This is a genomic window from Shewanella sp. MSW (assembly GCF_007636515.1).
Lineage (GTDB): Bacteria > Pseudomonadota > Gammaproteobacteria > Enterobacterales > Shewanellaceae > Shewanella > Shewanella indica.
In genome coordinates, this window is the sequence record NZ_LVDR01000002.1 from 248,050 (window position 1) to 274,023 (window position 25,974).

The window sequence follows — 25,974 nt, forward strand, 5'->3', positions numbered from 1 at the left end:
ATGCGCGCGTTTATTGTTCGTCTACGAATTGTACCAGGTCTTCCAATACCCGTTTTTTGATTTCCAGCTGTGCATCCGGTGCCAAGCCGTATTTTTCGGCGAGCTGAACATAGTCGGCGGGACTGAGCGAAACGGTTAACCGTGGCCGCTTGGGACGCTTGGCCACGGATAAACCCAATATCATGCGGATCTGATCTGACGGGCTTACTCCTGTATCCAGGGCCGCCTTGCGGATGGAGTATTGAAACCTTTCATCCAGATCGAAAGCTACCTGGGTTGCCTTGGCAGCTTTTTGGTTTTGTAACCATTTTTCCGGATAAGGGTGGTTCTTGCTCATGCCGCATTATTCTCCTGGCCAGTAGTCACGAATATCGCTGAGGGGGCGGTAAAGGGTTAGCGCCACATCGGTTTCGCCGCCTTCATAGACTTCGATATCCACAGCGCGAGACTCGTCATCATCCAGCAACTGATAGCTCTCGAAGGCATCACCTGTTGCACCGTCAGCATCCTGAGGAGGCCTGAGCCCACGGTAATCTTCCCGGTGGAAATAGCCAAACTCAGCAAAACTGACCTGATGGTAGTGTTTCCCGAGCCATTGCTCAAGCATCTCAGTCTCGGCGGTGAGCGCCTTGGTACTCAGCTCAGCTTTCCCCGGTTCATCGAAGATGGCGGAGAAATCATCCAGATCGAACAAGGCATCGACCTGAGCACGGCTTATTTTCAGTGAAAAAGCCAGCCAGGTTTCGTCGTCTTCATCCAGCCCCAGATAGATGGCTTCACCGCTGTGCCCCTTGAGTACCCACTCAGTCGACTGACTGCGCTGATACTCATAGGTATTGACGGCTTCGACCCTAAGCTGCTGCCCGCGCAGGTGCGCAGGCAGGGCAAAGCTGTCATCTAGGGAGATCATATCGCCCTTTTGCAGCTCTGACGGATGCTTAAGCTGACGCACTGGAGTTTCTTTTTTGCCAAACAGGCTGCCAAAGAATCCCATAGGTTATCAGCCTTTCTTGGCTTTTAAACGCTCGAGCACATCGCTGGCGTTGCTCTTCTGCTCGCCGATACCGGCTTCAGCCAGCTTGGCTTTCAGCGATTGGTCGCTGTTCTCGGCTTCCAGGTTTTCGGCAGCCTTCAGGCGGTCGTCAAATTGTTGCTGACGGGCCTTGATACGCTCCAGTGAGTCTTTGGCGTTGAGCAGTTTGGAGTTGCTTGACGCGAAAGAGTCGGTAATGGAAGCCGTGGCCTTTTGCACACTTTCTGTGGTCTTGACCATGCTCAGCTGACGCTGATAGTCGGCCAACTGACGTTCGGTTTTCTTCACCAGATCTTTCAGGCGGGCAGCGTGGGCGCTGAAGCTGTCGTTGGCGGTTTGTTGCTCGGCCAGTTCCATTTCCAGCTGGGCAATCTTCTCGGCCACTTCCAGTGCCAGGGTTTCATTGCCTTTTTCCAGTGCCTGAGTGGCATAGCCTTCATGCTCGGCGATAGCACGCTTAATGCGATCGATTTCGCGGCTGGCTTGCATCTCTTTGGCCATCACATCTGTCAGTTCACGCTTGGCCTTGGTGAGGTGTTTCTCGGCGTCACGGATCTCCTGTTCGAAGATGCGGGTTGAATTGGCATCCACTATGCTTTGGCCGACTTCGTTGGCCCCACCGCGGAATGCTGTAAGAATTTTGTTCAGTATGCCCATGATTTGGCTCCTTATTTCAAAAAGTCGACCAGTTCGTCAATGACTTCGAGACAGTTGTCAGACAGGACAGAGAGTTCCTGCTCTATTTCCAGCATGCTCGATTGCAGGGAGAGTGCACCGTAAACCACATACTTATCATCAATCTTGGCGAATGAAGACAGTGGCATAGGGATGTTGAGTTCCAACATGGTTTCAAACATCTCGGCACGGCGTTCCTGCTTGAGTTCATCCTCTCCCCAGAGATAACTGATGCAGAGGATTTGGTTTTCCGTTACCGAAACAAATACGGGGATCTCTTCACGGCCAACCACATTGACCTGCAACACTTCTACATCCCCTTCAATGGGGTAACAGTCAAACTGGAACCCAGTAGAGCTGTTGTCGCCAAGTCCATTTAAATGATTGGCAATAGTGTGAATATTCATATTTGTCCTCTTTGACATATTATGTCTGCGTTTAAAGATAACACCGAGACATAATATGTCAAGCGTTATCTTTGCCTGTTTAAAAGGTTGCTACACCCTGTTCATCTGTCCACGCCTGCAGGTGGTAGTAATACAGCTGCAGCGAGCCTATGGTGTTGGGCTGAACCTGGTCCATCTTAGTGTAAAATTGTTTCGGAAACTCGAAGGCGCCGCGAATAAGCCCAGGCGTCAACCAGTCATCCTCTACCGGCAGTTGCTGCATCTGCTGCAGCCTGCTCTTGGCGTCCTGGCCATTGAGTGTCCCTATGGTCCAGCCCCATTCGCCAAAGCTGGGCACATTGTGGTGATACTGATTCACCTTGAATCCCGCCAGTGCCAGGGTCTTGCCGACTGAGATAAAGGCCTTGGTCGCATGGTAAGGCGAGGTGGACTGTATACTGATGGCTCCATCCGCGCTCAAAAGTTCCCTGAGTTTTTTATAAAACAGGTCTGAATAGAGCTTATTGAGATCCGGATGTGAGGGATCAGGCAGATCCACTATGATGGCATCGTATTTATCACCGCGGGCCAGCAAGCGGTCGACACCGTTAAAGGCATCGTCGAAAACCGTTTCCACCCTGGGATCGGCAAAGGCGTTGTCGTTGAGGCCGAGCAATGCAGTCCTGAGATCTTCCGGTACTTCAGCCCCGGGTTCTTTGAACAGTTTGACCATCTCGGCATCGAGATCCACCAGAGTGACCTGCTTGGGTTGCCATTTCAGTACCTGTTTCAAGCCTAATCCATCACCACCGCCTATGATCAACACCTTGTCGTGACGGGCACTGGCTGCCAGAGTCGGATGTACCAGGAAGGCATGATAGATGTGTTCATCACTGGAGGAGAACTGCAGCCGTCCATTGATATAGAGGGAGTACACCGGCGGCAGATGGTTACCCATCAGGCGCTTGGTCAGTGTCAGTTGCTGAAACCGGGTAGCCTTGGCATAGACGACCTTGTCTTGATACAGGAGGTTGTTGAACCCTTGCTCCCAGGTTGGCCCCTTGATGGCCAGCATCAGCAGTATCCCCGTAGCCAGTACGTGTGCCGCCAGTAACCAGTTGGCGGCGCGGATCCTGTCTCTGAAGCGGATAATAAAGATAAACCCGGCCAAGAGGTTAAAGGCGGCTGTCATGGCGGCAGCCAGCTGGATATCCAGCGCCAGCATAAAGCCGACCCAGAGCGCCGCGCCGACACCTGCGCCTATATAGTCGGCGCCATAGATGGTGCCGGCATTGTGCAGCAGGTGTTCTTCGGAAAGAGCCTGACGCACCCTGGCAATGAGCGGGATCTCCATGCCTATCATCAAGCCGAGCAACACACCCCAGAGATAGGGCAGGTAGCGGGATAATTCCTGAAAACGGCCGATAAAGCCACCCTTAGGCAGATGATCCGGCGGTAGCCCCAGGGTTCGTCCTATCAGTTCCGGCAGCTCGTGGCCAAAGCCGATGACGGCCGCAGTGATCAGAATCGCCAGTGAGCCCAGCAAGGCGACAGTTAATTCCAATACTGCAAAGCCACTGAAGGCGCACTTTATCTTGCGGGCGGCAAAGGCCCCCAAGCCCATGGAGACTATCATCAAGCCTATCATGGTGTAGATGGCTGCCTCGAGGGCGCCCAAAATGCGCCCGGCATAATGGGAAAGCAGGTATTCGTATATCAGACCACAGGCCGCCAGTACCCCCATGATCCCCAAAAGCAGGGCATCATCGAGGGCACCTAAGTGGCGTCTGTTGGGCTCTTGGGTGTTGGTGTGACTACTTAATGCCACGGGATCAGGCCATCAAAGCGGTGAGGATCAGCGCAACCGCTATGCTGATCGCCATTTCAACCGCGGCCAAGCCTATGTTGTGCTGCTTTTCCACCTCATCGGCGAGGTCAATTTTTGCCAGCACCAGGAGTTTGACCAAGGGCAGCAGCAGGCTCAGTACCACCAACATAATGAAGGAGAACACCAGCCAGCCAAGGGCGTTGGTGACATAGGCTTCAGGGCTGAAGACGATAAAGTGACTGGCGGCATTGAAGCTCAGCGCCATGGCGATCATCGCCCCGGCATGACGTATCGCCAGGGCGGTATTTCCCTGTGCCAGCGCTTGCTGCATTGAGCTGTCCTGGTTGCGGGCGGCGTAGCGATTCTCTCTGAGGCGGGTCAGCAACACCAGCATCAATTGAGAGATGGCGAAGGCACTAAGGATGGCAATAAAGGTATCCAGAGTCAGATCTTCGGCCCACAGCAGCACGGCGCGGATAATAATCGCAGTGGCGATAGCGGCCGAGGCATCGACTATGGCAACCGACACATTGCCTTTGAGTACCAGGGCGTTCTTGTCGATATTATTCAAGGCGATTTTATCGTGCAAAAAGCGCCCCATTTTGATCAGCACCAGACCAAACAGGCCGTAGGCGCTCATGCCGATGGCTTCCTGCAGATAACTGTGAGCGGCGGCGCCGGTAATGGCGCCTGTCAGCACTATACCCAGTGCCGCAACAGCGCCGGCGGTGCTGATGCCGAAGGCGAAGTTGTCTCTGACCGCCAGCTCTTCACTGCTGTTTACCCGAATACTCCAGCCTTGCAGGTAGCGGGTCAGAGTGAGCAGTACCACGGCGATAGAAAGGTCGATGGCGAGTATGACGGCCAGTTCCTGAGTGATGCCGAATTCCTGAAATAGAGTCATGTTCATTCCTTAAGTTGTGATCCTGGCTGAGTTATTTGCCCCGGCTGACACCACGGCTGGTGCGACTGCCAGAATTACGGAAACTGCTGTCTTTAGAGTAGTTTGAGCGAAACTTGCTGGCCGATTGTCCACTGCTGGATGGCTTGGGTGCGGCGCTGCTCTGACGAGAGAGGGCGCTGGAGCCGGAGCGGGACTTGGCATAAGGGCTGTCAAAGCGTTTGCCTTGAGAGTCGAAACGTTTTTTGGTGCGCTCATAGACCTGAGTTTGGGCCTTGGCCTGCTTGGGGGAGGTATAGCGATAGCGGCCCACATCATTGTAATAGCTGTAATCCCTGCCTCTGGACCAGTTGTCATAATAAACCGGCCTGTGGAACAGGTTGGAAAACATGGAGTACATGCCATACCAGGCCCAAAAGGACATGCCGTTGGAATCGGTTTGCCACTGGCCATAGGCGGGGTTACCCACCAACTGGCTGCCGGCACCAAAGTCTTCCGAGCCATTGGCCAGGGTTGAAGCCTCGCGGCTGATGGCGTTGACCCTGGCGAGTTTGCCCTCTGACATATCGGCAATCACATTGACGGGATCTGACAGCATGTCGTTGAACAGGCTTGAGTCCAGCGCTTGATAGAGGTTGTTTTCCTCTTCCAACTGTTGGTCAAGATTAACAAAGTTGCTCGCCACCTTGGCGTCTTTCACCCTGCTTTCCAGAGACTTGTACAGTGGTCCTTTACTGGTGGCATCCAGTGTCAGTTGCTCCACCAGCGGTTGTAATTCCGGCCGCTGCTGCGCCAGAATTTGACCATACTGTTTAAGTAAGATGCCGTTGCGCAGCTGGTCTTTGTCCAGCATCTGGCCGAGTTTTTCCAGACGTTGGTCATTCAGCTGTTGCAACTGGGCGATCTGCTCGGGTCTGTCGTCACCGCAGGCTGTCAGTGATAACAGCATTAGCAGACTGAGAATACGGATCAGCATTCCTGCCATGTTTTCTCCATTATGATAAGCACTTGAGACTGGCAAACGGTGCTAAAACCTCTGGTCCCCGTAGGCCGTCAGTGCAAGTTGGTGTAATCTGTGCACAGAGTATCACCCACAAGAATTGGGGTGAAGTCAGAATCACAGGCATCGACTTGGTAACCCTCATGTCGAGCAGAGATACGTGCAGTAAAATGACATAATATGTCTAAATAATCTTGAATACAATCGAACAGGGATAACTATGGAATTGGGGTGTGACAGTCAAAAGCCGTTTTCCGAGTTGCTGTGTAAGCAGGCCGGTAAGCATTGGCATCTGCTGGTGGAGCGCTGGCCTGAGGTGGTCACCGAGCTCAGCCTCATCGAGCAGCAGGAGCTGCAGCGAGTTATGGGCCTGAGTGATTATGTTGCCACTCAGCTGTGCCGCCACCCAGAGTGGATTGCCCCCTTGTTTACCGGCCAGCTCACTCGCCTGGATAGACAAGACTTTGCCGGCGAAATTCAATCCCTGCTCGACTCTGTCACCCAGGAAGAAACCGCCAAATCAGTGCTGCGAAATTATCGCAATCGGCAAATGGTACGCCTCGCCTGGCGCGACTTCATGGGTTATAGCCCGCTGCAGGAGTCACTGCTTGATCTCTCTGTATTGGCTGAGGCACTGATCATCGGCGCCAGAGACTGGCTCTATCGTGAAATGTGCCAGAGTCTGGGAACCCCCTGTGACAGCGACGGCAAGCCACAACCCTTGATGATCCTGGGAATGGGCAAGCTGGGCGGTCGTGAGCTGAATTTCTCATCCGATATCGACTTGATCTTTACCTTCCCGGAACACGGCGAGACCCAGGGCGGTCGGCGCAGCCTGGATAACCAGCAGTTCTTTATCCGCATGGGGCAACGCCTGGTCAATCTGCTGGGGCAGGTCACAGTCGATGGCTTTGTGTTCCGGGTCGACATGCGTTTGCGTCCCTATGGCGAGAGTGGCCCGCTGGTGGTCAGCTACAGCGCCCTTGAGGATTATTATCAGGAGCAGGGGCGTGACTGGGAGCGTTATGCCATGGTCAAAGCCCGTGCGCTTGGTCCCTGGACTCAATACTCTGATGAGCTTCACGACCTGCTGCGCCCCTTTGTTTACCGGCGTTATATCGACTTTTCTGCCATAGATTCCTTGAGGCGGATGAAACGCCTTATCGCCCAGGAAGTACGGCGGCGCCAGCTCAAGGACAACATCAAACTCGGTGCCGGCGGTATCCGCGAAGTGGAGTTCGTGGTGCAGAGTTTTCAGCTTATCCGCGGCGGCCGGGAGCCTGCGCTGCGCAGTCAAAGCCTGTTCGATGCCATAGATACCCTCTTTCGTTTGGGGCAACTTGAGTACCTGGCGGTAGATGAACTCAAGCAAAGTTATCTGCTGCTGCGCCGGGTAGAAAACCTGTTGCAGGCCATAGGAGATAAACAGACCCAGACCCTGCCGGATAACGGTTTGGATTGGCATCGTCTCTGCTATGCACTGGAGATGGCCAATGAAGCAGAGCTGCGCAGTGAGATTGATTCTGCCATGTTCAAAATTCATCGCCATTTTCGCGATACCGTCGGCGGTGATGAAGACAATGAGGAGCAAAGCGATAGCTGGGCCTGCCAGCTCTGGGTCTGTGACAGCGAGGAAGACATACAATCGCTGCTGGCCGAGCGAGGCATAGAAGACAATGAACTCTGGAGCAGTCTGGCCCATTGGCACGAGACGGTATCACGCCGGGCCATAGGCCCAAGAGGGCGGGATACCCTGGATAAGCTGATGCCGAAAATGCTTGAGGAGCTGACGCTGCAGCCCAATCCCAGCAAGGCATTCAAGCCGGTAACCGGCGTACTGGAGCAGATCCTCACCCGCACCACTTATCTTGAACTTTTGTGTGAAAACCCCGGCGCCCGCCAACAATTGGTGAGCCTGTGTTGTGCCAGTCCCTGGATTGCCCAGCAACTGGCGAAATTCCCCATGTTGCTGGATGAGCTGATCGATCCGGCGCAGCTTTATGACACCACTTCTCTGGATGATTACGGCAGTGAACTGCGTCAATACCTGCTGCGGGTTCCGGAAGAGGATATGGAGCAGCAGATGGAGGCGCTCAGGCAGTTCAAACTGTCACAACAGTTGAAAATTGCCGCCGCGGATGTCACCGGGGTCTTGCCTATCATGCAGGTCAGCGATCACCTGACCTTTCTTGCCGAGGCCATTATAGAGCAAGTGGTGCAACAGGCCTGGCAGCAAATGACAGAGCGCCACGGCATGCCGCCTGGCCTGGCTGACGGGGAGATAGGTTTTGCCGTCGTCGGCTATGGCAAGCTGGGGGGCATTGAGCTGGGCTACGGCTCGGATCTCGACCTGGTGTTTCTGCACAATGCCAAGGGCGGCTCGACTGACGGTGACAAGCCGTTGGATGTGGGGCACTTCTATCTCAAACTGGCGCAGCGGATATTACACCTGTTTTCTACCCGCACCATGTCGGGCGAGCTCTACGAGGTGGATATGCGCCTGAGACCATCGGGCGCCTCCGGGCTCTTGGTCAGTGAAATTGGGCATTTCGGTGAATATCAGCAGCAGGAGGCCTGGACCTGGGAACATCAGGCTTTGGTTCGTGCCCGCTTTGTTTTCGGTGACAACGTCCTGGCGCAGGAGTTTCAGACGGTGCGAGACAGTGTGCTGCGCCAAGCAAGAGACAGGAAACAGCTGGCCAGCGAAGTGCGCGAGATGCGCCTTAAGATGCGCGACCATCTGCTCAAAGCGCCGCAGGGAATGTTCGATCTTAAACAAAGCGTTGGCGGTATCGCCGATATTGAATTTATCGCTCAGTATCTGGTGCTGGCCCATGCCCATAAGTACCCTGAGCTGTGTATCTGGTCTGATAATGTGCGGATTTTTGAGGTGTTGGCTGAGCTTGAGCTGTTGCCCTTGATGTCGGCGCAGCATCTGACTCAGGCCTATTGCATGCTGAGGGATGAAAACCACAGGTTAACTCTGGCCGGGTTGCCTGGGCAAGTGGCGCAGGAAAAAGTGGCGGAGCAGGCCGAGCGGGTCAGCAACATCTATGAGCTTATCCTGGGGTAAGAGTTATTTATGGCTGATGGGCATGGCTCGGATACAAGAGGTTGATGTCATCTTTATTCGCGTTTCAATAACCTACCCCTGGCTTGCCGGGAGTTCCCTGCAACATTTCGCTTAAGCGGCTGTAGGTGCGGCGAAACTCGAAGCTGAGGGCGCCGCCCTGATACAGTTGTTCCAGTGGTACTTGGGCATGCAGCACCAGTTGTTTACCCCTGTCATAAAACTCATCTATCAGGGCGATAAAGCGCCGGGCGGCATCATCCTCCGGCGCATAACTGAGCTTTCTATCGCCTGTGCTGACGGCTTCGGCAGCATCTTCGGTGCCACGGGCGCGGATCCAGCCGCGGCGCTCACCGCCAAGTCTGGGCACATGGCTCAGCAGCAGAGTATCCAGTGTTTCGGCCAGCTCCATATAATCCAGAGTGGATCTCGGCCCTTCGCACAGCTGATCGAAGCGAAACCAGGCCAGGGATTGTGTGGCTTCCATGGCTTGGAAAAAAAGCGCTCTGCCCATGATGCTGAGTTGCCCTGGACCCGAGGCGTTTTTTGAAAGCCACTGGCTGAAGTCAGGTTCATTGCCAAGCTGCAGCAGGGGAAGTGCCGCCTGGGCATGGAGCGCGCCTTTGGTGAGGCGATGGTCCTGCTCGCCATTGAGGTGCAGCGATTCCATCTTTTGTTGCAACAAGTCGATAGTCGGCAAAAAGCGCTCTCGCTGCAGGCCGTTTTCATAGAGGCGCTCGATTGGCGTATTGGAAGTGCTGACCAGCATAACGCCACGGTTAAACAGGCCTTCGAGTAAACGTCCAAGAATAATGGCATCGCCGATATCCGAGACGAAAAACTCATCGAAGCACAGCAGGCGGCATTCTTTGGCCAGTGTGGCGGCAATCTGATCCAAAGGCTCACGGGTGCCGCTGATGCGGTTCAGATCTCTGTGAACCCTGGCCATAAAGTGATGAAAATGCAGTCTGAGCTTGGGCTGCCCCTCGACGGCATTGAAAAAGAGATCCATCAACATGGTCTTGCCGCGGCCGACATCGCCCCACAGGTAGAGCCCGGGGACTTTGTTTCCCTGACCGAGCGCCTGAAAACGCTTATCAAGCGCTGCCAGCGCAGGCAACTGGGCGGGGTCTTGCTGCCAAGGGCCTTGGGCATAGCGTTCAGAGGGGGAAATTGTGTGCTTCATTCTGGACGTCCCATCCTGTGACTGTTATTTAAGTGCCATATAAGTGCCGCGGGCGGCCAGTATAGCAAGGGCTTGAGCTTAAAGGAAAAGTGCCTGCCATGCCGCTTCATCTATCCATGGAATAGTGTTCAGTTCCTTTTACGGATAAGATGCGCCTTTTGAACCATAGGTTGAGGAACAAGCCATGACGGCAGAATTGGCAATCATAGATATTGAGGAAGGTCAGGGCAAAGCTGCGGTGAAAGGAGCGCTTATCACGGCTCACTACCGAGGTTGGTTGAGTGACGGTACTCAATTTGATTCTTCCTGGGACAAGGGCCGTCCCTTTCAGTGTGTCATTGGCACGGGGCGGGTGATCAAGGGCTGGGATCTGGGCTTGATGGGAATGAAGGTCGGTGGCAAACGCCGACTCAAGGTTCCGGCACATCTGGCTTATGGCGAACGCCAGGTTGGGGCGCTGATCAAGCCGAATTCGGATCTTGAATTTGAAATTGAACTGCTGGAAGTCCTGACCCGCGACGATTGAGTCCAGGGCTTTTGAGAGCTATTGGCTCAGATGGATTTTGTTTTTATATAAAGCTGATATTATAGCTTTGCCCTTCATTCATCTGAGTCATAAAAGCACTATGAGCCGTTCCCCCTTCGCATCTTTTCAATGGCATTCAGACATTTTTGCCTGCGACAGTACGGATATCGAACATTTCTATGCCCAATTGCAACAGGAAGTTGATCGTCTGCAGTTGGGGCGCAAGAAGTTGGGCGAAATAGGTGATTATCCACTGGAGCTGTATCAGTCGCCCTCAGCGACGGCGGAGCTGCCCTCTGTGTTGATCAGTGCCGGATTTCACGGTGAAGAGGCTGCCGGCCCTTGGGGTATGCTGCATTTCCTCAGTGAACTGCAACAGGATATTTTCGAGCGAATTAATCTAAGCTTGTTGCCTTTGGTCAACCCCACTGGCTTTGCCAAGGGGCACAGATTCAATAAGTTCGGTGAAAACCCCAACCGGGGGTTTTTACAGCCCAAAGAGGGCGAAGCCAGTTCACCTTCGGTTGAAGGCAAGCTGCTGCTGGAATATGGTCAACTGCTGCAGGGCGCCAGCCGCGAAGGCATATTGACCTGTCATGAAGATGTGTTGCAGCAGCACACCTATATCTATTCTTTTGAGCCCAGACAATCACCTGGTCAGTTCAGTTTGCAGCTGCGTGATACTCTGGGGCGTTTCTTTGATATTGCCGCCGATGGCGATATCGATGGCTGTCCGGTGCAAGACGGGGTCATCTTCAACCACTTTGATACTTCGTTCGAGGCCTGGCTGGTTCGCACCGGCGCCAAGGTGGGGGTGTGCAGTGAAACACCGGCGACCCAGAATCTGGATCAGCGAATTCTGGCCAACAGCGCCGTGATGCACGCCTTTGTGCAGCAGCAGTTGGCTCCCATCAAGGGGTAACAGCCAATTGCTGTGCAAGCCAGAGTGCCACAAGGACTTATTCGCACCTTCCCTAAGACCCCAGCCTTGGCTGGGGTCTTGCTTTTTAAAGGGTTCAGGGATTGAGGCGGGTAGGAATACCGCTTCTGTCATCCAACAGGCGTTTGAGCACGGTGGAGTCGGTGTCGGCATGGGCGATAAAGCGGCTGATGGCCGGGGTCATCTTCAATACCACAGGCGCGGTGGATTCAAACTCGGCCTCGGTGCGCGACAGTGGCTGATGCACTTCCAGATAGCGACCGCCATCAGGCTCCAGGCTGGCCTTTATCGGCTGATTGACAAACTGTACCCGGGTGCCGTTGGGCACAGTATTGAACAGATGCTCGATATCCTGATTACGCAGGCGGACACACCCCTGGCTGACACGCAGGCCTATACCGAAGCTGGCATTGGTGCCGTGAATGGCATACAGGTTACCGATATAAAGCGCATACAAGCCCATGGGGTTATCCGGGCCTGCGGGCCAGACCTTGGGCAGGGTAATGCCGTTGGCGGCATACTCCTTGCGGATCCTGGCCGTTGGGGTCCAGGTGGGGTTGGCGCGTTTGCGATAAATCTTGGTCACCCAGTTTTCCGGGGTATCCCGGCCTATTTGACCTATACCTATGGGTAAGACCTGTACCGTATTGCTGTCTTTGGGATAGTAGTAGAGGCGCATTTCGGCCACGTTGATCACTATCCCTTTACGGGGGGCATCCGGCAGGATCAGTTTATGGGGGATCAGCAATGTGCTGCGGGGCTTGGGAAGAAAAGGGTCTACCCCTGGGTTGGCCTCGGTCATGTTGGTCAGCCCCAGTTGATATTCGTCGGCAACACTCTCAAGTGTGCGTTTGTCATCGGGCACTACATAATACTGGTTGTCACCGACGATACTGCTGCCCTCTGGCGGCAGAGGATATTCAACGGCCTGCGACAGGCAGGCGGGAAGCAACAGGCCCAGTAACAGGGCGAGGCGGGGAATTCTTGTCATAGGATATTTTTCTTCATTAAACGCTGTCAGTCGCCATGGTTTCAGGCATCAGAGTCGAGCAGGCATCCTTACCTTTTCCGGCGCAGATTTCAACAGATTGCGGCAAAAAACTATTTCAGTTGCAGGCGTTTTGCCAGTCGATGCAGGTTGCCCGGGTCGACACCCAACTCGCGGGCACTGGCGGCCCAGTTGTATTGGTGCCGTTCCAGCACACTGCGCAGCAGCTGTCTTTGGAACTCCGCTGTGGCTTGCTTGAGTGTAATGGATTCTGCAGGCACTGTTGTGTCCAACTGGCGCGGCAGCGCACTTGGAGAGGGGCTCTTTGACTGTAACTCACCCAGTTGCAACTGGCATTGGTTATGGTCACTGGCGGCGCGCGCCAACACGCTGGCGCGGTGCAACAGGTGTTCCAGTTCCCTGACGTTGCCGGGCCAGTCGTTGGCCAGCAGCCAGGCTTCCGATTCGGCGGACAGACTGAGGCGCTCCAGCCCCAGCTTGCTGCGGCAACGTTCAAGAAAATGCCCGGCAAGCAGCAGTATGTCGCGGCCCCTTTCTCTCAGTGGCGGCACAAGTAGCGGGAAAACACTTAGCCTGTGGTAGAGATCGGCGCGAAAGCGGCCTTCAACCACCTCGGTTTTGAGATCCTTATTGGTGGCGGCGATAACCCGCACATCCACTGTCAGGCTTCTATCTTCGCCAACCCGTTGCAGATCGCCGTATTGCAGCACCCTGAGTAACTTGGCCTGCAGCGGCAGGCTGAGCTCGCCTATCTCGTCGAGAAACAAAGTCCCCTTGTCGGCCAATTCAAACTTACCGGCGCGATTGCTGATGGCGCCGGTAAAGGCGCCTTTGACATGACCGAAGAGTTCACTCTCGGCGACCGACTCGGGTAGGGCGGCGCAGTTGAGGTACACCAGAGCCTTGTTGCCTCTGGGCGAGGCGGCGTGTACTGCCTTGGCAACCAGCTCTTTACCCGTGCCGGTTTCACCGAGGATCAATACGTTCAGATCGCTGGGAGCGACCACGGCAATTTCCCGCTTCAGCGCCAACATTTGCGGGCTTTCTCCCAGGAGTTCACTATGGCCGCTTTCCGGCAAAGGTCGACTCTGGCTCTGTAGCGACAGGCTTTCCAACTTATCCAGCAGCAGGGCATTGCCGAGGGAGGCGGCGGCGATGGCGCTCAGGCTTCGCAGCTCTTCATCGCTGAAATCGTCGAACTGGCAAGGGTCCAGACCATCTATGGTCAAGGCGCCTATCAGTTGTTCCTTGTCCAGCAGCGGCAGGCCGATACAGGCATGCACCTTGAGCTTATCTGTATGGGCGGCTATCAGGCCATCGTAGGGATCCGGCAATTGGCTGTCTGCCGGAAAGCGCACCAGATCGCCGGCGCGGGCGATGGCTTCCAGTCTCGGGTGCTCTGTGATGTTGAAGCTGCGACCGAGTACATCGGCCCTGAGGCCATCGATTGCCAGTGGGATAAAGCGATTGCCCTGAAACCTCAGTAGAGCGGCGGCATCACAATGGAGATTGTCCCGTACCGTTGCCAGCAGACGGCTGAATCTGTCGCTGTTTGGCAAACCTGAGGTGATATCCAGCGCGATACGGGTGAGATCGGAATGGCTGAGTGGCATAAGCTGACCTGAATAAAATCCCTGGGGTGAGTCTACCCCAGGGACAGTGGAATGTCATTTTGACATTGTTTGCAGTGTGAGTGGCTAGTGACTGGTAGCAATGGCCAAGCGTTTGGCCTTGACTGCCTGTCGTAACAATCCCAGCAGGAAGGCGCCCAGCAATAAACCACCGACGGAGAAGATGATATCACCGAACATCCGCATCCATACCAGGCGTTCTACCAGCGGGCTGTGGATCACCTCTGCCGAGCGGGCAAACCAGTAGCCATGATCCAGAACGGCAAAGAACTGCACTATGCCCACCGGCAGCAATGACAGGAACAGCATGGCGGCCAGCCCCAGATTCAGGCTCCAGAATGCTCCCTTGAGCCACTTGTCTTCCCAGCGCAGTTTACCGGCAAGTCCTGACAGGCAGAACAACATCAGGCCTATCCCCAACATGCCGTAGACTCCCATAAAGGCGCCGTGGGCGTGGGTGGCCGTGGTATTCAGCCCTTGAATGTAATAGAGGGCAATCGGTGGATTGATCAGGAAGCCCAGTACACCGGCGCCCACCAGATTCCAGAAAGCGGTGGCAACAAAGAACATGATGGCCCAGTGATAGCGTTGCATCCAGGGAGCGGCCCGGCGCAGGCGATAGCTTTCTACCGCTTCAAAACCGATAAGGGCCAGAGGCACCACTTCCAACGCCGAGAAGATAGCGCCCCAGGCGATGACCGAAGTGGGGGTGCCGGTGAAATAGAGGTGATGCAGTGTGCCTATCAGGCCCCCGGTCAGGAAGATCAGGGTAGAGAAGAGTACCGCACCATTGGCACTGCGGGCACGGATAAGGCCAAGACGCACAAACATCAGGGCGATAACCGAGGTGGCAAAGGTTTCAAAGAAGCCTTCAACCCACAGATGTACTACCCACCAACGCCAGTATTCGGCGATGGCAAGGTTAGTGTGTTTACCCATAAACAGCCCGGCACCATAGAAGAGGCCGATGGCGACACAGGAGGCGTAGAGTACCCAGAGCACAGGCTTTAGCTCAGATTCCTGTTTCAGGGCGGGCAACATGGCGCGGCTCACCAGCGCCAGCCAGATCATCAATCCGGCTAACAGCAGCAATTGCCAAACCCGGCCGAGATCTATGTATTCATATCCCTGGTGACCGAAGAGGAAGTTGTTGTCCAGCGAGAAATATTGTTGTACCCCCAGCCATTCACCGGCCATGGAGCCCAGCACCACTACCAGCAGAGCGACCCACAGTAGGTTGACACCGAAGCGTTGATATTTTGGCTCGTGGCCGGAAAGCGCCGGCGCGATATAGAGCCCGGTACCGAGCCAGGCCGTCGCTATCCAGAATACAGCCAGTTGAGTATGCCAGGTGCGGGTCACTGAATAGGGCAGGATCTCACTCAAGGGAAAACCGTAAAACTCCTGGCCTTCAACCGCATAGTGCGCCGTGACGCCACCTAGCAGTATCTGCAGCAGAAATAGGCCGATAGCGGTAATGAAATATTTACCCGTGGCCTTTTGTGAAGGGGTGGGTTTGTGTCTGAACAGGGGATCTTCTGTGGCGGGAGCCGGCAGCGCTTCATGTTTGCCGGCGGCATGATACCAAACCAGGGCACCGATACCGGCCAGCAGAGTCACTATGCTCAGAATCGACCAGACGATATTGTCTGAGGTCGGTGTGTTGCCCAGTTGCGGATCGTAGGGCCAATTGTTGGTGTAGCTGTAACTGGCATCCGGGCGCTCGGTCACTGCGGCCCAAGCGCCCCAAAACAGGAAGGCATTGAGCTGCTGACGGCGTTCGGCAGATCCTATGGTATTGGTTTTCATCGCATAGGCTTCTCGCAGCTCATTCAGCGCGGGATCGTCACCAAACAAAGATTGATAGTGCTGACTCACTTGCGCCATGGCAGCGATACGGGTGTCGGAAAGCACCACCCGGGTGTGACCTCTCTCATCTGTAGTGACAGTGTTATGGCGCAAATCGTCCCTTAAAGCTTGCTCCAATGCGGCCTGAGTACTCTTGTCCAGGCTATTGAAAGGCTTGTTGTATGTCTCCTTGGCGCGAATATCCAGCCAGGCTTCGGCCTCACGGTGCAGCCAGTCTGCAGTCCAATCCGGAGCCACATAAGCGCCATGGCCCCAGACGGAGCCCAACTGATGCCCGCCCATGGAGCGCCAAACCAGCTGCCCTTGTTCTATGTCCTTGCCGCTGAAAACCACTTGGCCCTGGCTGTCGCTATAGACATCGGCAATCGGTGGTTTTTCCCGATAGATTTCACTGCCGATACTGAGAAGTACAGTGAAAGAAGCGACCAACACAAGTAACAGTGCGATCAGGGTGAATTTTTGTCTGCTCATTGGCATCCCTCTGACAAAGTCTATTTGATAGGTTTTCCTTCATAGAGCAGCTAATGTGCCAAGTTTTATTCTTGTTTTTAATCAGTGTCTTACTTTTTTGTGTGTTTTTGATTGTGTCATTTTGATTGTATTTTGAATGTCTTTTTAACATTACAAAGTGTCATTATGACACTGAATGTTTGCCCTGAAGCCATCACTGATATATTGATGAGGATTCTTGGATTTCAAATTCTTTAGTTGATTGAAAAAATTAAGTTTTTTTCATTAATTTGAGTTTATGTTTCTTTGGCTTCATATTTGATGTTTTATTGGTAAATTTTCTATTTTTTAAGGGGTTACACGGCTTCTTTTGCTGGTCTTTTTCGCTGAAAGCGAAAATAAGTCAACTGTTTCTACTGAAAAATAACCCTAATTAATGATATAATTCCGTTTGTAACCCACGTGTTTTCCGGAGTCTCATTAGAGTCAGGTTTCTCTTTTATTAGCTTCCCCGCATTTTCAACTGGAGGGTCATTTGAACGCAGATATCATCAACAGCTTTTTCCTTGTCGGGGCCTTGCTTGTCGCAGTCAGTGTATTGCTCAGCCCGGTGTCGTCGCGACTCGGTATTCCTATTTTGGTGGTATTTCTTGCGGTGGGTATCTTTGCCGGTGAAGATGGCCCAGGCGGCATAGTATTCAATGACTATTCAGTGGCTTATTTGGTCAGTAACCTGGCGCTGGCTGTTATTCTGCTCGATGGTGGCATGCGTACCCGGGTTGCCAGTTTCAGGGTGGCATTGTGGCCGGCCTTGTCCTTGGCCACTTTTGGGGTGGCGTTAACCACCACGCTGACAGGTTTATTGGCTGCCTGGCTGTTTGATCTCAGCTTACTTCAGGGCATGTTGGTGGGGGCCATTGTTGGTTCGACCGATGCCGCGGCGGTATTTAGCCTGCTCAAAGGCAAAAACGTGAACGAGCGTGTCGGTTCGACACTGGAAATAGAATCCGGTTGTAATGACCCCATGGCCGTGTTTTTGACCGTGACGCTGATTGCTATTCTCGGCAGCAGTGGCGATGAACTCTCGGGCAGCTATCTGGCACTGAGCTTTATCAAACAGTTTGGCCTGGGCGGGATCCTCGGTGTCGGCGGCGGTTGGCTGCTCTGGCAGGTTATCAATCGCAATCAATTGCCCGAAGGACTCTACTCCATTTTGGTGCTGAGTGGCGCAATGATGATCTTCGCTATCTCCAATGCCCTGGGAGGCAGTGGTATTCTGTCTATTTACCTGGTGGGTCTGTTTCTCGGTAACAAGGCGACCCGTGGCAAACACTCGATTCTCAACGTCCTTGATGGTATGACCTGGCTCAGTCAGATAGGCATGTTCCTGGTACTGGGACTCTTGCTGACGCCATCGGATCTGAAAGATATCGCCTTACCGGGTTTGGCACTGGCCTTTGGGATGATCTTTCTGGCGCGGCCGATTGCGGTTTGGCTTAGTTTGCTACCGTTTCGCAGCTTCCATGACAGAGACAGATGGTTTATCTCCTGGGTTGGGCTGCGCGGCGCCGTACCCATTATTCTCGCGGTATTTCCCATGATGGCGGGGCTGCCACAGGCGCAGCTTTACTTCAACCTGGCCTTCTTCGTGGTGATGGTTTCCTTGCTGCTGCAGGGCAGTACCTTATCCAAGGCGGCGCAGCTGGCCAAGGTGGAGTTGCCCCCCAAACCGGCACCCATATCCCGCGCCGGGGTGGAAATTTATCCCACCAGTGAATGGGAGATATTTGTCTATCGCCTCAGTGAAAACAAATGGTGTATCGGTGAGCCTCTGAGGCGCCTTGCCATGCCGGCGGGAACCCGGATTGCCGCGGTATTTCGCAATAACGAACTGTTGCACCCTTCGGGGAGTACCAGGCTGATGGCCGATGACATTCTTTGTGTGCTGGGGCAAGAGGACGATTTGGAGCCTCTGAGTCAGCTGTTCAGTGAGGCGCCAGAAAAACGCGAGGCGCCCCGCTTCTTTGGTGACTTCTTTATTTCAGTGGATGTGATGCTGGCCGATATGGCACCTATTTACGGCATGCAGCTGGAACCCGAATATGAGCAGATGCGGGTTGCCGACTTACTGCAGCAACAACTCGGCAGTCACCCTGTAGTGGGGGATCAATTCCTCTGGCAAGGGCTGGACTGGATAGTCGCCGAGGTGCAGGAAGGGACTGTCAGCCGGGTTGGTTTGAGATTGCCCTCTGAAGACTGAAAAAAGCGAAGAACGAAGAAATGCCGACCCTAAGTCGGCATTTTTACGGTTATTTTCTTAATAGAGCGAGGGCGTGCTCTCATTGGGGCGGGTCTTGAACCTGCGGTGCAGCCACATGTACTGCGCCGGGTTACGGCTGATCAGCTGCTCGACAATGACGTTGCCGCGTTTGGCGTCTTCCACCTCATTTTCGCCGGGAAAGTTATCCAGTGGCGCTTGGATCTCTATGTTGTAACCCGTATCGTCGGCGTTGCGCTCGACAAAGAAAGGCAGCACCTTGGCTTTACCCAGCTTGGCCAAGGTGGTACCGCCGGTAATGGTGGCGGCATCGGGAACGGCGAAGAAGGGGATAAAGACGGCACTGGAGCGGCCAAAGTCCTGATCTGCTGTATACCAGATGACATCAGGGTTACGCAGGCAACGCACCATCTGCCTAAGATCCCGCTTGGGAACCAGCGCCTTGTTTGAACGCAAACGCCCCTTTACCTGCAGGTATTCCATTACAGGATTGTTATGGGGGCGATACACACCAACCCCGGGCTGAAATTGGCCGAATATTCTTGCGCCCATTTCCAGCGGCAAGCAGTGAACCGCAAACAGAATAACCCCTTGACCGGCAGCCAGTGTCTGCTCTACATGCTCCTGGCCCTTTATCTGCATGTGCTTTTGCACCTTGTCGTTGTTCCACCACCAGGCGTTGATAGTGTCGAAAATGGCCTTGCCGGTTTCTTGAAAGTTACGCTTAAGCAGGTTTTCCCGCTCCGCGTTACTCATTTGTGGAAAACACAGCTCCAGGTTGCGTCTGGCGGTGTTGACCCGGCTTCCGGCCAGCTTCATTGCCACAAGGCCGAAGGTGCTGCCAAGCTTCATTTGCCATTTAAGTGGCAGCAGGAGAGTCAGCCTGGCCAGACCGACAGCAAGCCACAGCAACCAGAATTTAGGATGATACAAGTGAGTGGAAAATTGCGCTTTCTCTACCAAAACGATAAACCCGTTTACTGGAAAAATTACCGCATATTCTAACCCAATTTATTGTGAAAATTAGGTACAATTAGGGTTTATTTGGCCCTAAGAAGACAAGTTCGTTATGAAGGTAACTCTGCCCCCATTTGAAAAAGCCAAGGTTCTGGTCGTTGGTGATGTCATGCTCGATCGATACTGGGGTGGCTCAACCGGCCGCATTTCACCCGAGGCGCCTGTACCTGTGGTGCGAATCAATCAAATAGAGGATAGGCCCGGCGGAGCAGCCAACGTGGCACTAAATATCGCGGCGCTGGGTGGGTCGGTGCAACTGGCCGGTATTGTTGGTGCCGATGAGGCCGCAGCAGCCCTGCATATGGGCATCAGTGCTTTAGGTGTGGAGCCTAAGTGGTTGACGGTCGAAGATAAACCCACGATCACTAAGCTGCGCGTGCTGAGCTGTAATCAACAGCTTATCCGCTTGGATTTTGAAGAGACCTTTGCCCGGGAACAGAGCCAGGCGCTATTGGCGCAGAGTGAGGCTTTGTTGGATGATTGCAAGGTACTGGTATTGTCTGACTACGCCAAGGGGGCCATCTTTGAGCCTCAGGCCTTTATTGCCAAGGCGAGAGCAAAGGGGATCAGTGTCTTGGTGGATCCCAAGGGCAGTGATTTCGGTCGTTATGCCGGAGCCAGCCTGATCACCCCCAATATGAATGAGTTTGAGGCTGTCGTGGGCACTGTTAGCTCGGAGGCCGATTTGGTAGCCAAGGCGCAGGCCTTGATTAGTGAGCATCAACTGGGGGCGATTCTGGTTACTCGTTCGGAGAAGGGCATGACACTTATCACCAGTGAAGGAGATGAGTTGCATATCCCGACTATGGCCAGGGAAGTCTATGATGTGACAGGTGCCGGAGATACTGTGATATCGGCGCTTGCCACTGCTTTGGCGGCTGGCAGCGACCTGCCGCAAGCTTGCGCTATTGCTAATAGCGCCGCAGGTGTGGTGGTTGGTAAGCTGGGGACTTCCACTGTCAGTCGTATTGAACTCATTGAGGCTTTGGCTTTACATCAGGGGGAATCGGGCTTTGGGGTGGTCAGCGAAGATCAACTGCTGTACGCCATTCAGCAAGCCAAGCTCAGAGGCGAACGAGTGGTGATGACCAATGGTTGCTTTGACATACTCCATGCCGGGCACGTCAGTTATCTCAAAGAAGCCAGGGCTTTGGGCGATAGATTGATTGTGGCGGTTAATGACGACGCTTCGGTAAAACGTCTTAAGGGCGAAGGACGTCCGGTCAACAGCTTGGAGCGGCGGATGGCTGTTTTGGCAGGGTTAGCTTCCGTCGATTGGGTAGTGCCTTTCAGCGAAGATACGCCGCAGCGGGTGATTTCCAGATTGTTGCCGGATCTCCTGGTCAAGGGGGGCGACTATCGGGTGGAAGAGATAGCCGGAGGTGAAGAGGTGATCGCTGCCGGTGGCAGTGTCAAGGTGTTGGGATTCGAAGATGGTATCTCCACCACAGCTATCATTCAGAATATTATGACCAAATCCTGATGTTGATGGCGGCGTTGTTATCGGGAAGCTTGTTTTGGACCGATGTGGGTCCAAAACAAGCCTTGATATGCCCGCCATCTGAACTGCCACTGTGTCTGCAACAACTCCCCGATAGAGTCAAACAACAACTGCCCCTGTCTCAACAAGCTTTCTTCGATGCTTTGGGGATGAGAGGCGCCATGTCTCTGCCCGTCGAAGATGACAGAATTGCCGGCATGGTTCTCTGGGCACCGCAATATATCCCTCAAAGTCAAACTGCTATCTGGAATGGTCAAAATCATGAACTGGTGTTGCGGCATCAGCCGCAATTAACTCTCTGGCATGAGTTGGGACATTTGGAAGTAAAGCGTCTGCAAGGAAATGTTTTGCCTGCCGAGTTGTCTGAACTGGACCATGAGTGGTTGGCTGATACTTATCTCGCTTGGCGTTGTGCTAAAGAATGGAACAGTCTGGAACTTGTGTGGCAACAATACCATCGTCGCAACCTGGCCGTCATTTCTGATATCGGCAATTTGTCACACTGGAGTCCACTGTATCTGATACAAGTGTTAAAAAAATATGAACAGCAAGAAATCGCAGGATTTACTGATTTTGCAACATTTGTGCTCGATTTTTATCCGAACATCAGTGGTTATTCTCAGGACGAAGTGGCGGAATTTTCCAGCTTACTGCAGTATCTTTTTTCTCGAAACCGTCGGCAAGTCCTTCCCAGCTATATGTTTTGGCGTCGTGAGCAGTTGGGTAGAGTGTTGCAACCCACCCTGGAACAGTTGCTGGGAACCGAAAGCGCCAATATTTTGTTGTTTAAAGAGGGTATGTTGCAATAATGTGAAAAATAAGCATTTTTTTCAGTTTTCTTAGCTGAACATTTGCTGAACGAAAGTGAAAAACACTGTTAGCACCCCTATTTTTGGCAGTATTCTCTTTATCCCTTTGATAAGCTCGTTGGCAATAAAAACAAAAGGGATAAGAGGCAAACAAGAATGGCCAAGCGTTCAAAGGCTCAGACTGAGCTGACTATCAATCAGATTATGGACGAAGCTCTCAAACAGATCTTAACTATTGGCTTTGAGGCTATGTCTTATACAACACTTTCTGAAGCAACGGGGATTAGCCGCACGGGGATTAGTCATCATTTTCCGCGCAAAATTGATTTTTTAACAAGGTTAGATGTGCGTATTGGTCGACTGTTTCTGGCCGCTCTGGATTTTTCCAGTGTTGGAGCACTCGAGCATTCCTGGATGCAGGCGCTTAATCAAGCAGAGCATAGGGCGGTATTGAGGCTTTTCTTTAGTCTCTGTGGATACAATAATCCAGAGATCACTCTATTTCGTGCCGTAGCCATGGCCAGAGAAAACGCCCAAATAGAGCTGGGGGATAAGGGCGAGCAGATGATCAACGATCTCCTGGGGCGCAGTGCTGTTATGTTGTTGTCCGATCCGGGTATCTCTTACGCCGCTTAAAATCCCGTTTAAGTGACGCCCATTCAAGCGATTCATAGAGATAATTGAGGCAGCAGGCTTAGGCCTGCTGTTTTATTTGGACGCTCTGTATATCAAGGCCAGTTGTCGCTTAAGCCGTACTCAGTAGTCAGCGCTGCAAAAAGCCGCGCCGTAGATAGCAACTCTTTAGTATCAAAGGCAACTTATATTAGAGCTGGCGGGTATAGGCCTGGCAGATATTCTGCTCACCCGTCTGCTTGGCTCGTTTCAGTGCTACTTCGGCATTGCCGAGGAATTGCTCCAGACTCTGGCCCGGCAGATAGGCGGCTATGCCTATGCTGATCCCTTCGGCCAAGCCGTTTTCACTTAGGCTGGCCAGTGCCTTGACCGCATAGTGGTGTGCCTGGTTGGCATCGGTTTCCGGTAATATGATAATGAGTTTTCCCAACTGCCAGTGGGACATTTGATAGCTGTTGGGCAGATCCCTGAGTAGTTGCATCTCCACCTCATGTTGGCGGTTTTCCAACTGGCCAATATCACTCATATGACTGAGCATGCCCTCTGGGCTGATGTCCATCAGAAGCAGACTGGCCTGCAGTTTTTCCTCTTCGGACATGGACTTGAAGTAGCGATCCAGATCTCTGAGATTCACCAGGATGGTGCTGCGGTGAGGCACCAGATCGCCACTGGCTTCAACTTTACTTCTTGGGGTTGCCTGCTCCAGGGTGCACACCAGATACTCAATCTCGCCGTCTTGATCCAGATAGCCCTTGAGCGTGGCCTGCAGGCAACTGCCATGACGCTGGGTACAAAGGATCTGCCCCTGCCACTGGCCTTGCATACTCACCAATTGGCTTATTCTTTGCCACTGGTTACCAAGATCGTTTTCCAGTAGAGCCGCCAGACTATGGCTGATATTGCCATTGAGCTGCATCAGCTTATCGAAGGCGTCGTTGACCTTGAGCAACTGCCCCGATGGCGTGGTTAGGGCGGTGGCAACATTGCTGCCGGTCAACAGCTTACTGAGGAAGGCTTCCTGTTGGGCTTGTTTCAGTTCGCCGATATCCTCGAGGGTAATCAGTAGATAAGTCTGTCGGCTGGCATAGTAACGGCGGATATGCAGTCTGAGTTGGGCGTTATCCAGTGATTCGAGTTGCACCTCACCGCGCCACTCGCCGATATCTGCCAGTTGCTGCTTCATTGATGAGTAGAGCTCATCTTCCAACTGCAGGATCCGCTGCAAACTGCGATCCGGCAGCTCATCTTGTTCGAGTTGCAGAATACGGGCCGCGGTGGCGTTGGCGCTGACGATACGGCCACTGGGATTGACCAGTACACAACCCAGGTTGGAGCGGAACAGGCCTCGGGCCAACTCAATGCTGTTTTGCCTGGCACGTTGTTCAAGGCGGAACATATGGGTCAGCAGAATAACCGCGGTCGCCAGAATGGTCAGTATGGCGGCACAGGCCAACAGCATATTGCGCCATTGGAAAAAGCGCGAAGCGATATCGTGATTGCGGATATAGGAAAGCAGCAGATATTCACGTTTGGCATCATTGGGCGAGGCCAACTGCAACTTGAGGTAGACGAAGGTGGCGTCTTCACCGTGGAATTGGCCAAAGTTGCTTGCGGCCATCTTGCTCCACAGTGCCGGGTAGCTCTGTCTTATGCTGCTGCCCATGGTTTCCGGTAACCTTGCCAAGGGCTCCAGATCCGATGCTCCTGCATAGAGCAGGCCTTGATTGTCAAACAGCAATAGCGGTGAGGCATTGCTGGAGAAAGCGGGTTTTATCGCCTGCAGCATTTGCAACATGGAGTTGTAGGTGACCAGATAACCGCGCACAGTCTGATCCTGAGTTTCCAATCGGGCTACTTGATAGATGTAAGGTTCGAGACGCCCGCCAATCGGGGCAAACTCCAATGCCGAGGTATAAATATCCTGGCTTCCGAGGTTATGCTTGTTACCCAAGAGTGCCGGCGGCATCGACATGCTGCCGAAGGTATTACTGGTAGCGATCCGAAACTTGCCGTCGGCATCAAACAGCGCCAGATCCAGCAGCTCGGGGGTGCTACGCTTCAGGCTGTCCCAGCTTGTTAACAGGCGCTGATATTCCTTGTGCCCCGGATTATCCAGGTACTGTCGCAGATACTCGGACTTGGCAAACATTTGGGTGCGAAACTGTTGGAAGGAGATTTTATCGGCCAGCAGGGCGCCGACGGTTTGCAGCTCGCTGTATCTTTGCACCGCCCACTCTTCCTGAAGACGTCGTTCGCCCAATGTGATTAACACATTGGTAATAAGTATCACAGTGATCACCAGCATGCTCAGCTGACTGGCAACGGCCAGCAAGCGCTGCTGGGACCAGTGAATACCCTGAGCCGAGATAAGCAAAGGCGTGTCTTTGAGTCCGGTATTCTTTTTGAACATGGAACTGTGCTGGCTCCGGAGTGAAAAATTGCGCTCATGTTAACACGAATTAATCCGGCGGGCATCGACGGTGACTGAGTGCTCACCGGGCGGTTAACAATGGGGCCAAGCAAGGCGCAAATCAGTTATGTGACGCCTTTGACCTGGGCTATGGCATCATCGGCAGGGGTCGGCAGCTTAATTATCCCAACTGCCCGAGGATCCTGTGCTTGAATTGACAACCGGCGTCTTCCACTATCTTGCGACAGGCGTCGATATCCACCCCTTCCAGGCCATCGAGTGCCGATACCTGTACCTGTTTGATGTAACGGGGCGCTTCGCGGATAAAGGCGTTGACCGCATCCCAGGAGCCCGCCAGCCGTGGTCGACAGTGCTTGATGTAGCCCGCTTCAGTGTCGGCATTGAGTGAGACCGACAGGGCATCGACGCACTCGGCCAGCTCAGGCAATATGTTGCGCCTGTGAAACAGGTTGCCGAGGCCATCGGTATTGACTCTAACCTTACCGCCGCGGCGTTTTATTTCGCGGGCCACTTCCAGCAAGGTGTCGAGATTGAGCGTTGGCTCACCGTAGCCGCAGAACACATATTCATCGAAACGGGTTACCTCGCCCAGCAGCGGAATCATATCGTTGCCGCGGGGACGAACCTTGAGATCCAGTTGATACTCATGAATACTCTTGCTGCCGTTGTGCTTGGGACAGAAGCGACATCTCAAGGTGCAGCGGCCGGTAATATTCAGATAGCGACTGTTGCGTATGTCATAGACGAGTGTGGGTTGACTTTGGGCTGTGCTGCTCATAACGACTCAATAGGGCATGCAGG

General features: G+C 53.6%; 21 protein-coding genes. 7 read left to right on the forward strand and 14 right to left on the reverse strand.

Translation table 11 applies throughout. The features are described from left to right. Positions 1-10: 10 nt before the first annotated feature. From AYI96_RS02675 to AYI96_RS02705, 7 genes are all read right to left on the reverse strand, one after another. Positions 11-337, reverse strand: coding sequence for a hypothetical protein (locus AYI96_RS02675; RefSeq protein WP_039034529.1), 327 nt, complete (start codon positions 335-337; stop codon positions 11-13). 6 nt (positions 338-343) lie between these two features. Beyond that, positions 344-994 carry a hypothetical protein gene (locus tag AYI96_RS02680; protein WP_039034530.1) on the reverse strand — a complete coding sequence of 217 codons (651 nt, stop codon included), beginning with the start codon at positions 992-994 and terminating at the stop codon, positions 344-346. Positions 995-1,000: 6 nt separating this feature from the next. Continuing rightward, entirely contained in the window at positions 1,001-1,690 is a 690-nt protein-coding gene (locus AYI96_RS02685; RefSeq protein WP_039034531.1) for a PspA/IM30 family protein, read from the reverse strand. Positions 1,691-1,701: 11 nt separating this feature from the next. Beyond that, complete coding sequence (locus tag AYI96_RS02690) at positions 1,702-2,115, reverse strand: YjfI family protein (RefSeq protein ID WP_025010359.1); 414 nt, start codon at positions 2,113-2,115, stop codon at positions 1,702-1,704. Between the two features lie 79 nt (positions 2,116-2,194). Then, positions 2,195-3,922 (reverse strand): polyamine aminopropyltransferase, encoded by a 1,728-nt coding sequence (locus AYI96_RS02695; RefSeq protein ID WP_039034532.1) that lies wholly within the window; start codon positions 3,920-3,922, stop codon positions 2,195-2,197. 4 nt (positions 3,923-3,926) lie between these two features. Continuing rightward, positions 3,927-4,826: a DUF350 domain-containing protein gene (locus AYI96_RS02700; protein WP_039034533.1), complete on the reverse strand. Its 900-nt coding sequence runs from the start codon at positions 4,824-4,826 to the stop codon at positions 3,927-3,929. Positions 4,827-4,857: 31 nt separating this feature from the next. Further along, the gene (locus tag AYI96_RS02705; protein ID WP_039034534.1) at positions 4,858-5,808 is read right to left on the reverse strand and encodes a hypothetical protein; all 951 of its coding nucleotides are present in this window, start codon (positions 5,806-5,808) and stop codon (positions 4,858-4,860) included. A gap of 235 nt (positions 5,809-6,043) precedes the next feature. Between AYI96_RS02705 and glnE the strand changes: the two genes are divergently transcribed. Continuing rightward, the gene (glnE, locus tag AYI96_RS02710; RefSeq protein ID WP_144360954.1) at positions 6,044-8,896 is read left to right on the forward strand and encodes a bifunctional [glutamate--ammonia ligase]-adenylyl-L-tyrosine phosphorylase/[glutamate--ammonia-ligase] adenylyltransferase; all 2,853 of its coding nucleotides are present in this window, start codon (positions 6,044-6,046) and stop codon (positions 8,894-8,896) included. A 64-nt stretch (positions 8,897-8,960) separates the two neighbouring features. Here the strand turns inward: glnE and zapE are convergent, their stop codons facing one another. Then, positions 8,961-10,079: a cell division protein ZapE gene (zapE, locus tag AYI96_RS02715; RefSeq protein ID WP_071475456.1), complete on the reverse strand. Its 1,119-nt coding sequence runs from the start codon at positions 10,077-10,079 to the stop codon at positions 8,961-8,963. Between the two features lie 184 nt (positions 10,080-10,263). Between zapE and AYI96_RS02720 the strand changes: the two genes are divergently transcribed. Further along, positions 10,264-10,605 (forward strand): FKBP-type peptidyl-prolyl cis-trans isomerase, encoded by a 342-nt coding sequence (locus AYI96_RS02720; protein ID WP_025890081.1) that lies wholly within the window; start codon positions 10,264-10,266, stop codon positions 10,603-10,605. Between the two features lie 100 nt (positions 10,606-10,705). Next, complete coding sequence (locus AYI96_RS02725; RefSeq protein WP_025890080.1) at positions 10,706-11,527, forward strand: M14 family metallocarboxypeptidase; 822 nt, start codon at positions 10,706-10,708, stop codon at positions 11,525-11,527. Positions 11,528-11,621: 94 nt separating this feature from the next. On the opposite strand, the gene AYI96_RS02730 is transcribed toward AYI96_RS02725, so the two are convergent. The 3 genes from AYI96_RS02730 to AYI96_RS02740 form a co-directional block, all read right to left on the reverse strand. Continuing rightward, the gene (locus AYI96_RS02730; RefSeq protein WP_071475457.1) at positions 11,622-12,536 is read right to left on the reverse strand and encodes a L,D-transpeptidase family protein; all 915 of its coding nucleotides are present in this window, start codon (positions 12,534-12,536) and stop codon (positions 11,622-11,624) included. A 110-nt stretch (positions 12,537-12,646) separates the two neighbouring features. Then, positions 12,647-14,167, reverse strand: coding sequence for a nitric oxide reductase transcriptional regulator NorR (gene norR, locus AYI96_RS02735; RefSeq protein ID WP_071475458.1), 1,521 nt, complete (start codon positions 14,165-14,167; stop codon positions 12,647-12,649). A gap of 84 nt (positions 14,168-14,251) precedes the next feature. Beyond that, positions 14,252-16,525 (reverse strand): nitric-oxide reductase large subunit, encoded by a 2,274-nt coding sequence (locus tag AYI96_RS02740; protein ID WP_071475459.1) that lies wholly within the window; start codon positions 16,523-16,525, stop codon positions 14,252-14,254. A 514-nt stretch (positions 16,526-17,039) separates the two neighbouring features. Here AYI96_RS02740 and AYI96_RS02745 point away from each other — a divergent pair. After that, positions 17,040-18,764, forward strand: a complete 1,725-nt coding sequence (locus tag AYI96_RS02745; protein WP_039034540.1) for a potassium/proton antiporter — start codon at positions 17,040-17,042, stop codon at positions 18,762-18,764. 57 nt (positions 18,765-18,821) lie between these two features. On the opposite strand, the gene lpxL is transcribed toward AYI96_RS02745, so the two are convergent. Continuing rightward, positions 18,822-19,745: an LpxL/LpxP family Kdo(2)-lipid IV(A) lauroyl/palmitoleoyl acyltransferase gene (gene lpxL / locus AYI96_RS02750; protein ID WP_039034541.1), complete on the reverse strand. Its 924-nt coding sequence runs from the start codon at positions 19,743-19,745 to the stop codon at positions 18,822-18,824. A gap of 106 nt (positions 19,746-19,851) precedes the next feature. On the opposite strand from lpxL, the gene hldE reads away from it, so the two are divergent. The 3 genes from hldE to AYI96_RS02765 all read left to right on the forward strand — a co-directional run bounded on the left by hldE (position 19,852) and on the right by AYI96_RS02765 (position 22,745). Beyond that, the gene (gene hldE, locus AYI96_RS02755) at positions 19,852-21,282 is read left to right on the forward strand and encodes a bifunctional D-glycero-beta-D-manno-heptose-7-phosphate kinase/D-glycero-beta-D-manno-heptose 1-phosphate adenylyltransferase HldE (protein WP_039034542.1); all 1,431 of its coding nucleotides are present in this window, start codon (positions 19,852-19,854) and stop codon (positions 21,280-21,282) included. Beyond that, a complete protein-coding gene (locus tag AYI96_RS02760) occupies positions 21,282-22,109 on the forward strand; it encodes a hypothetical protein (RefSeq protein WP_260852937.1) in 828 nt (275 codons plus the stop codon). The genes hldE and AYI96_RS02760 overlap by 1 nt, the downstream gene beginning before the upstream one ends. Positions 22,110-22,265: 156 nt before the next feature. Further along, positions 22,266-22,745 carry a TetR family transcriptional regulator gene (locus AYI96_RS02765; protein ID WP_071475461.1) on the forward strand — a complete coding sequence of 160 codons (480 nt, stop codon included), beginning with the start codon at positions 22,266-22,268 and terminating at the stop codon, positions 22,743-22,745. A 187-nt stretch (positions 22,746-22,932) separates the two neighbouring features. Here the strand turns inward: AYI96_RS02765 and AYI96_RS02770 are convergent, their stop codons facing one another. Continuing rightward, complete coding sequence (locus tag AYI96_RS02770) at positions 22,933-25,152, reverse strand: PAS domain-containing protein (RefSeq protein WP_144360956.1); 2,220 nt, start codon at positions 25,150-25,152, stop codon at positions 22,933-22,935. A 181-nt stretch (positions 25,153-25,333) separates the two neighbouring features. Further along, entirely contained in the window at positions 25,334-25,951 is a 618-nt protein-coding gene (locus AYI96_RS02775) for a TatD family nuclease-associated radical SAM protein (protein ID WP_144360957.1), read from the reverse strand. Positions 25,952-25,974: the final 23 nt, after the last annotated feature.

What these genes read in the sequence shown, in the direction of transcription:
- glnE (WP_144360954.1), top strand. Translation starts at nt 6,044, where the DNA reads ATGGAATTGGGGTGTGACAGTCAAAAGCCGTTTTCCGAGTTGCTGTGT.
- AYI96_RS02770 (WP_144360956.1), bottom strand. Translation starts at nt 25,152, where the DNA reads ATGTTCAAAAAGAATACCGGACTCAAAGACACGCCTTTGCTTATCTCG.
- AYI96_RS02740 (WP_071475459.1), bottom strand. Translation starts at nt 16,525, where the DNA reads ATGAGCAGACAAAAATTCACCCTGATCGCACTGTTACTTGTGTTGGTC.
- AYI96_RS02685 (WP_039034531.1), bottom strand. Translation starts at nt 1,690, where the DNA reads ATGGGCATACTGAACAAAATTCTTACAGCATTCCGCGGTGGGGCCAAC.
- AYI96_RS02705 (WP_039034534.1), bottom strand. Translation starts at nt 5,808, where the DNA reads ATGGCAGGAATGCTGATCCGTATTCTCAGTCTGCTAATGCTGTTATCA.
- AYI96_RS02775 (WP_144360957.1), bottom strand. Translation starts at nt 25,951, where the DNA reads ATGAGCAGCACAGCCCAAAGTCAACCCACACTCGTCTATGACATACGC.
- AYI96_RS02725 (WP_025890080.1), top strand. Translation starts at nt 10,706, where the DNA reads ATGAGCCGTTCCCCCTTCGCATCTTTTCAATGGCATTCAGACATTTTT.
- AYI96_RS02720 (WP_025890081.1), top strand. Translation starts at nt 10,264, where the DNA reads ATGACGGCAGAATTGGCAATCATAGATATTGAGGAAGGTCAGGGCAAA.
- norR (WP_071475458.1), bottom strand. Translation starts at nt 14,167, where the DNA reads ATGCCACTCAGCCATTCCGATCTCACCCGTATCGCGCTGGATATCACC.
- AYI96_RS02690 (WP_025010359.1), bottom strand. Translation starts at nt 2,115, where the DNA reads ATGAATATTCACACTATTGCCAATCATTTAAATGGACTTGGCGACAAC.
- AYI96_RS02680 (WP_039034530.1), bottom strand. Translation starts at nt 994, where the DNA reads ATGGGATTCTTTGGCAGCCTGTTTGGCAAAAAAGAAACTCCAGTGCGT.
- AYI96_RS02700 (WP_039034533.1), bottom strand. Translation starts at nt 4,826, where the DNA reads ATGACTCTATTTCAGGAATTCGGCATCACTCAGGAACTGGCCGTCATA.
- AYI96_RS02760 (WP_260852937.1), top strand. Translation starts at nt 21,282, where the DNA reads ATGTTGATGGCGGCGTTGTTATCGGGAAGCTTGTTTTGGACCGATGTG.
- AYI96_RS02675 (WP_039034529.1), bottom strand. Translation starts at nt 337, where the DNA reads ATGAGCAAGAACCACCCTTATCCGGAAAAATGGTTACAAAACCAAAAA.
- AYI96_RS02730 (WP_071475457.1), bottom strand. Translation starts at nt 12,536, where the DNA reads ATGACAAGAATTCCCCGCCTCGCCCTGTTACTGGGCCTGTTGCTTCCC.
- AYI96_RS02765 (WP_071475461.1), top strand. Translation starts at nt 22,266, where the DNA reads ATGGCCAAGCGTTCAAAGGCTCAGACTGAGCTGACTATCAATCAGATT.
- zapE (WP_071475456.1), bottom strand. Translation starts at nt 10,079, where the DNA reads ATGAAGCACACAATTTCCCCCTCTGAACGCTATGCCCAAGGCCCTTGG.
- hldE (WP_039034542.1), top strand. Translation starts at nt 19,852, where the DNA reads ATGAAGGTAACTCTGCCCCCATTTGAAAAAGCCAAGGTTCTGGTCGTT.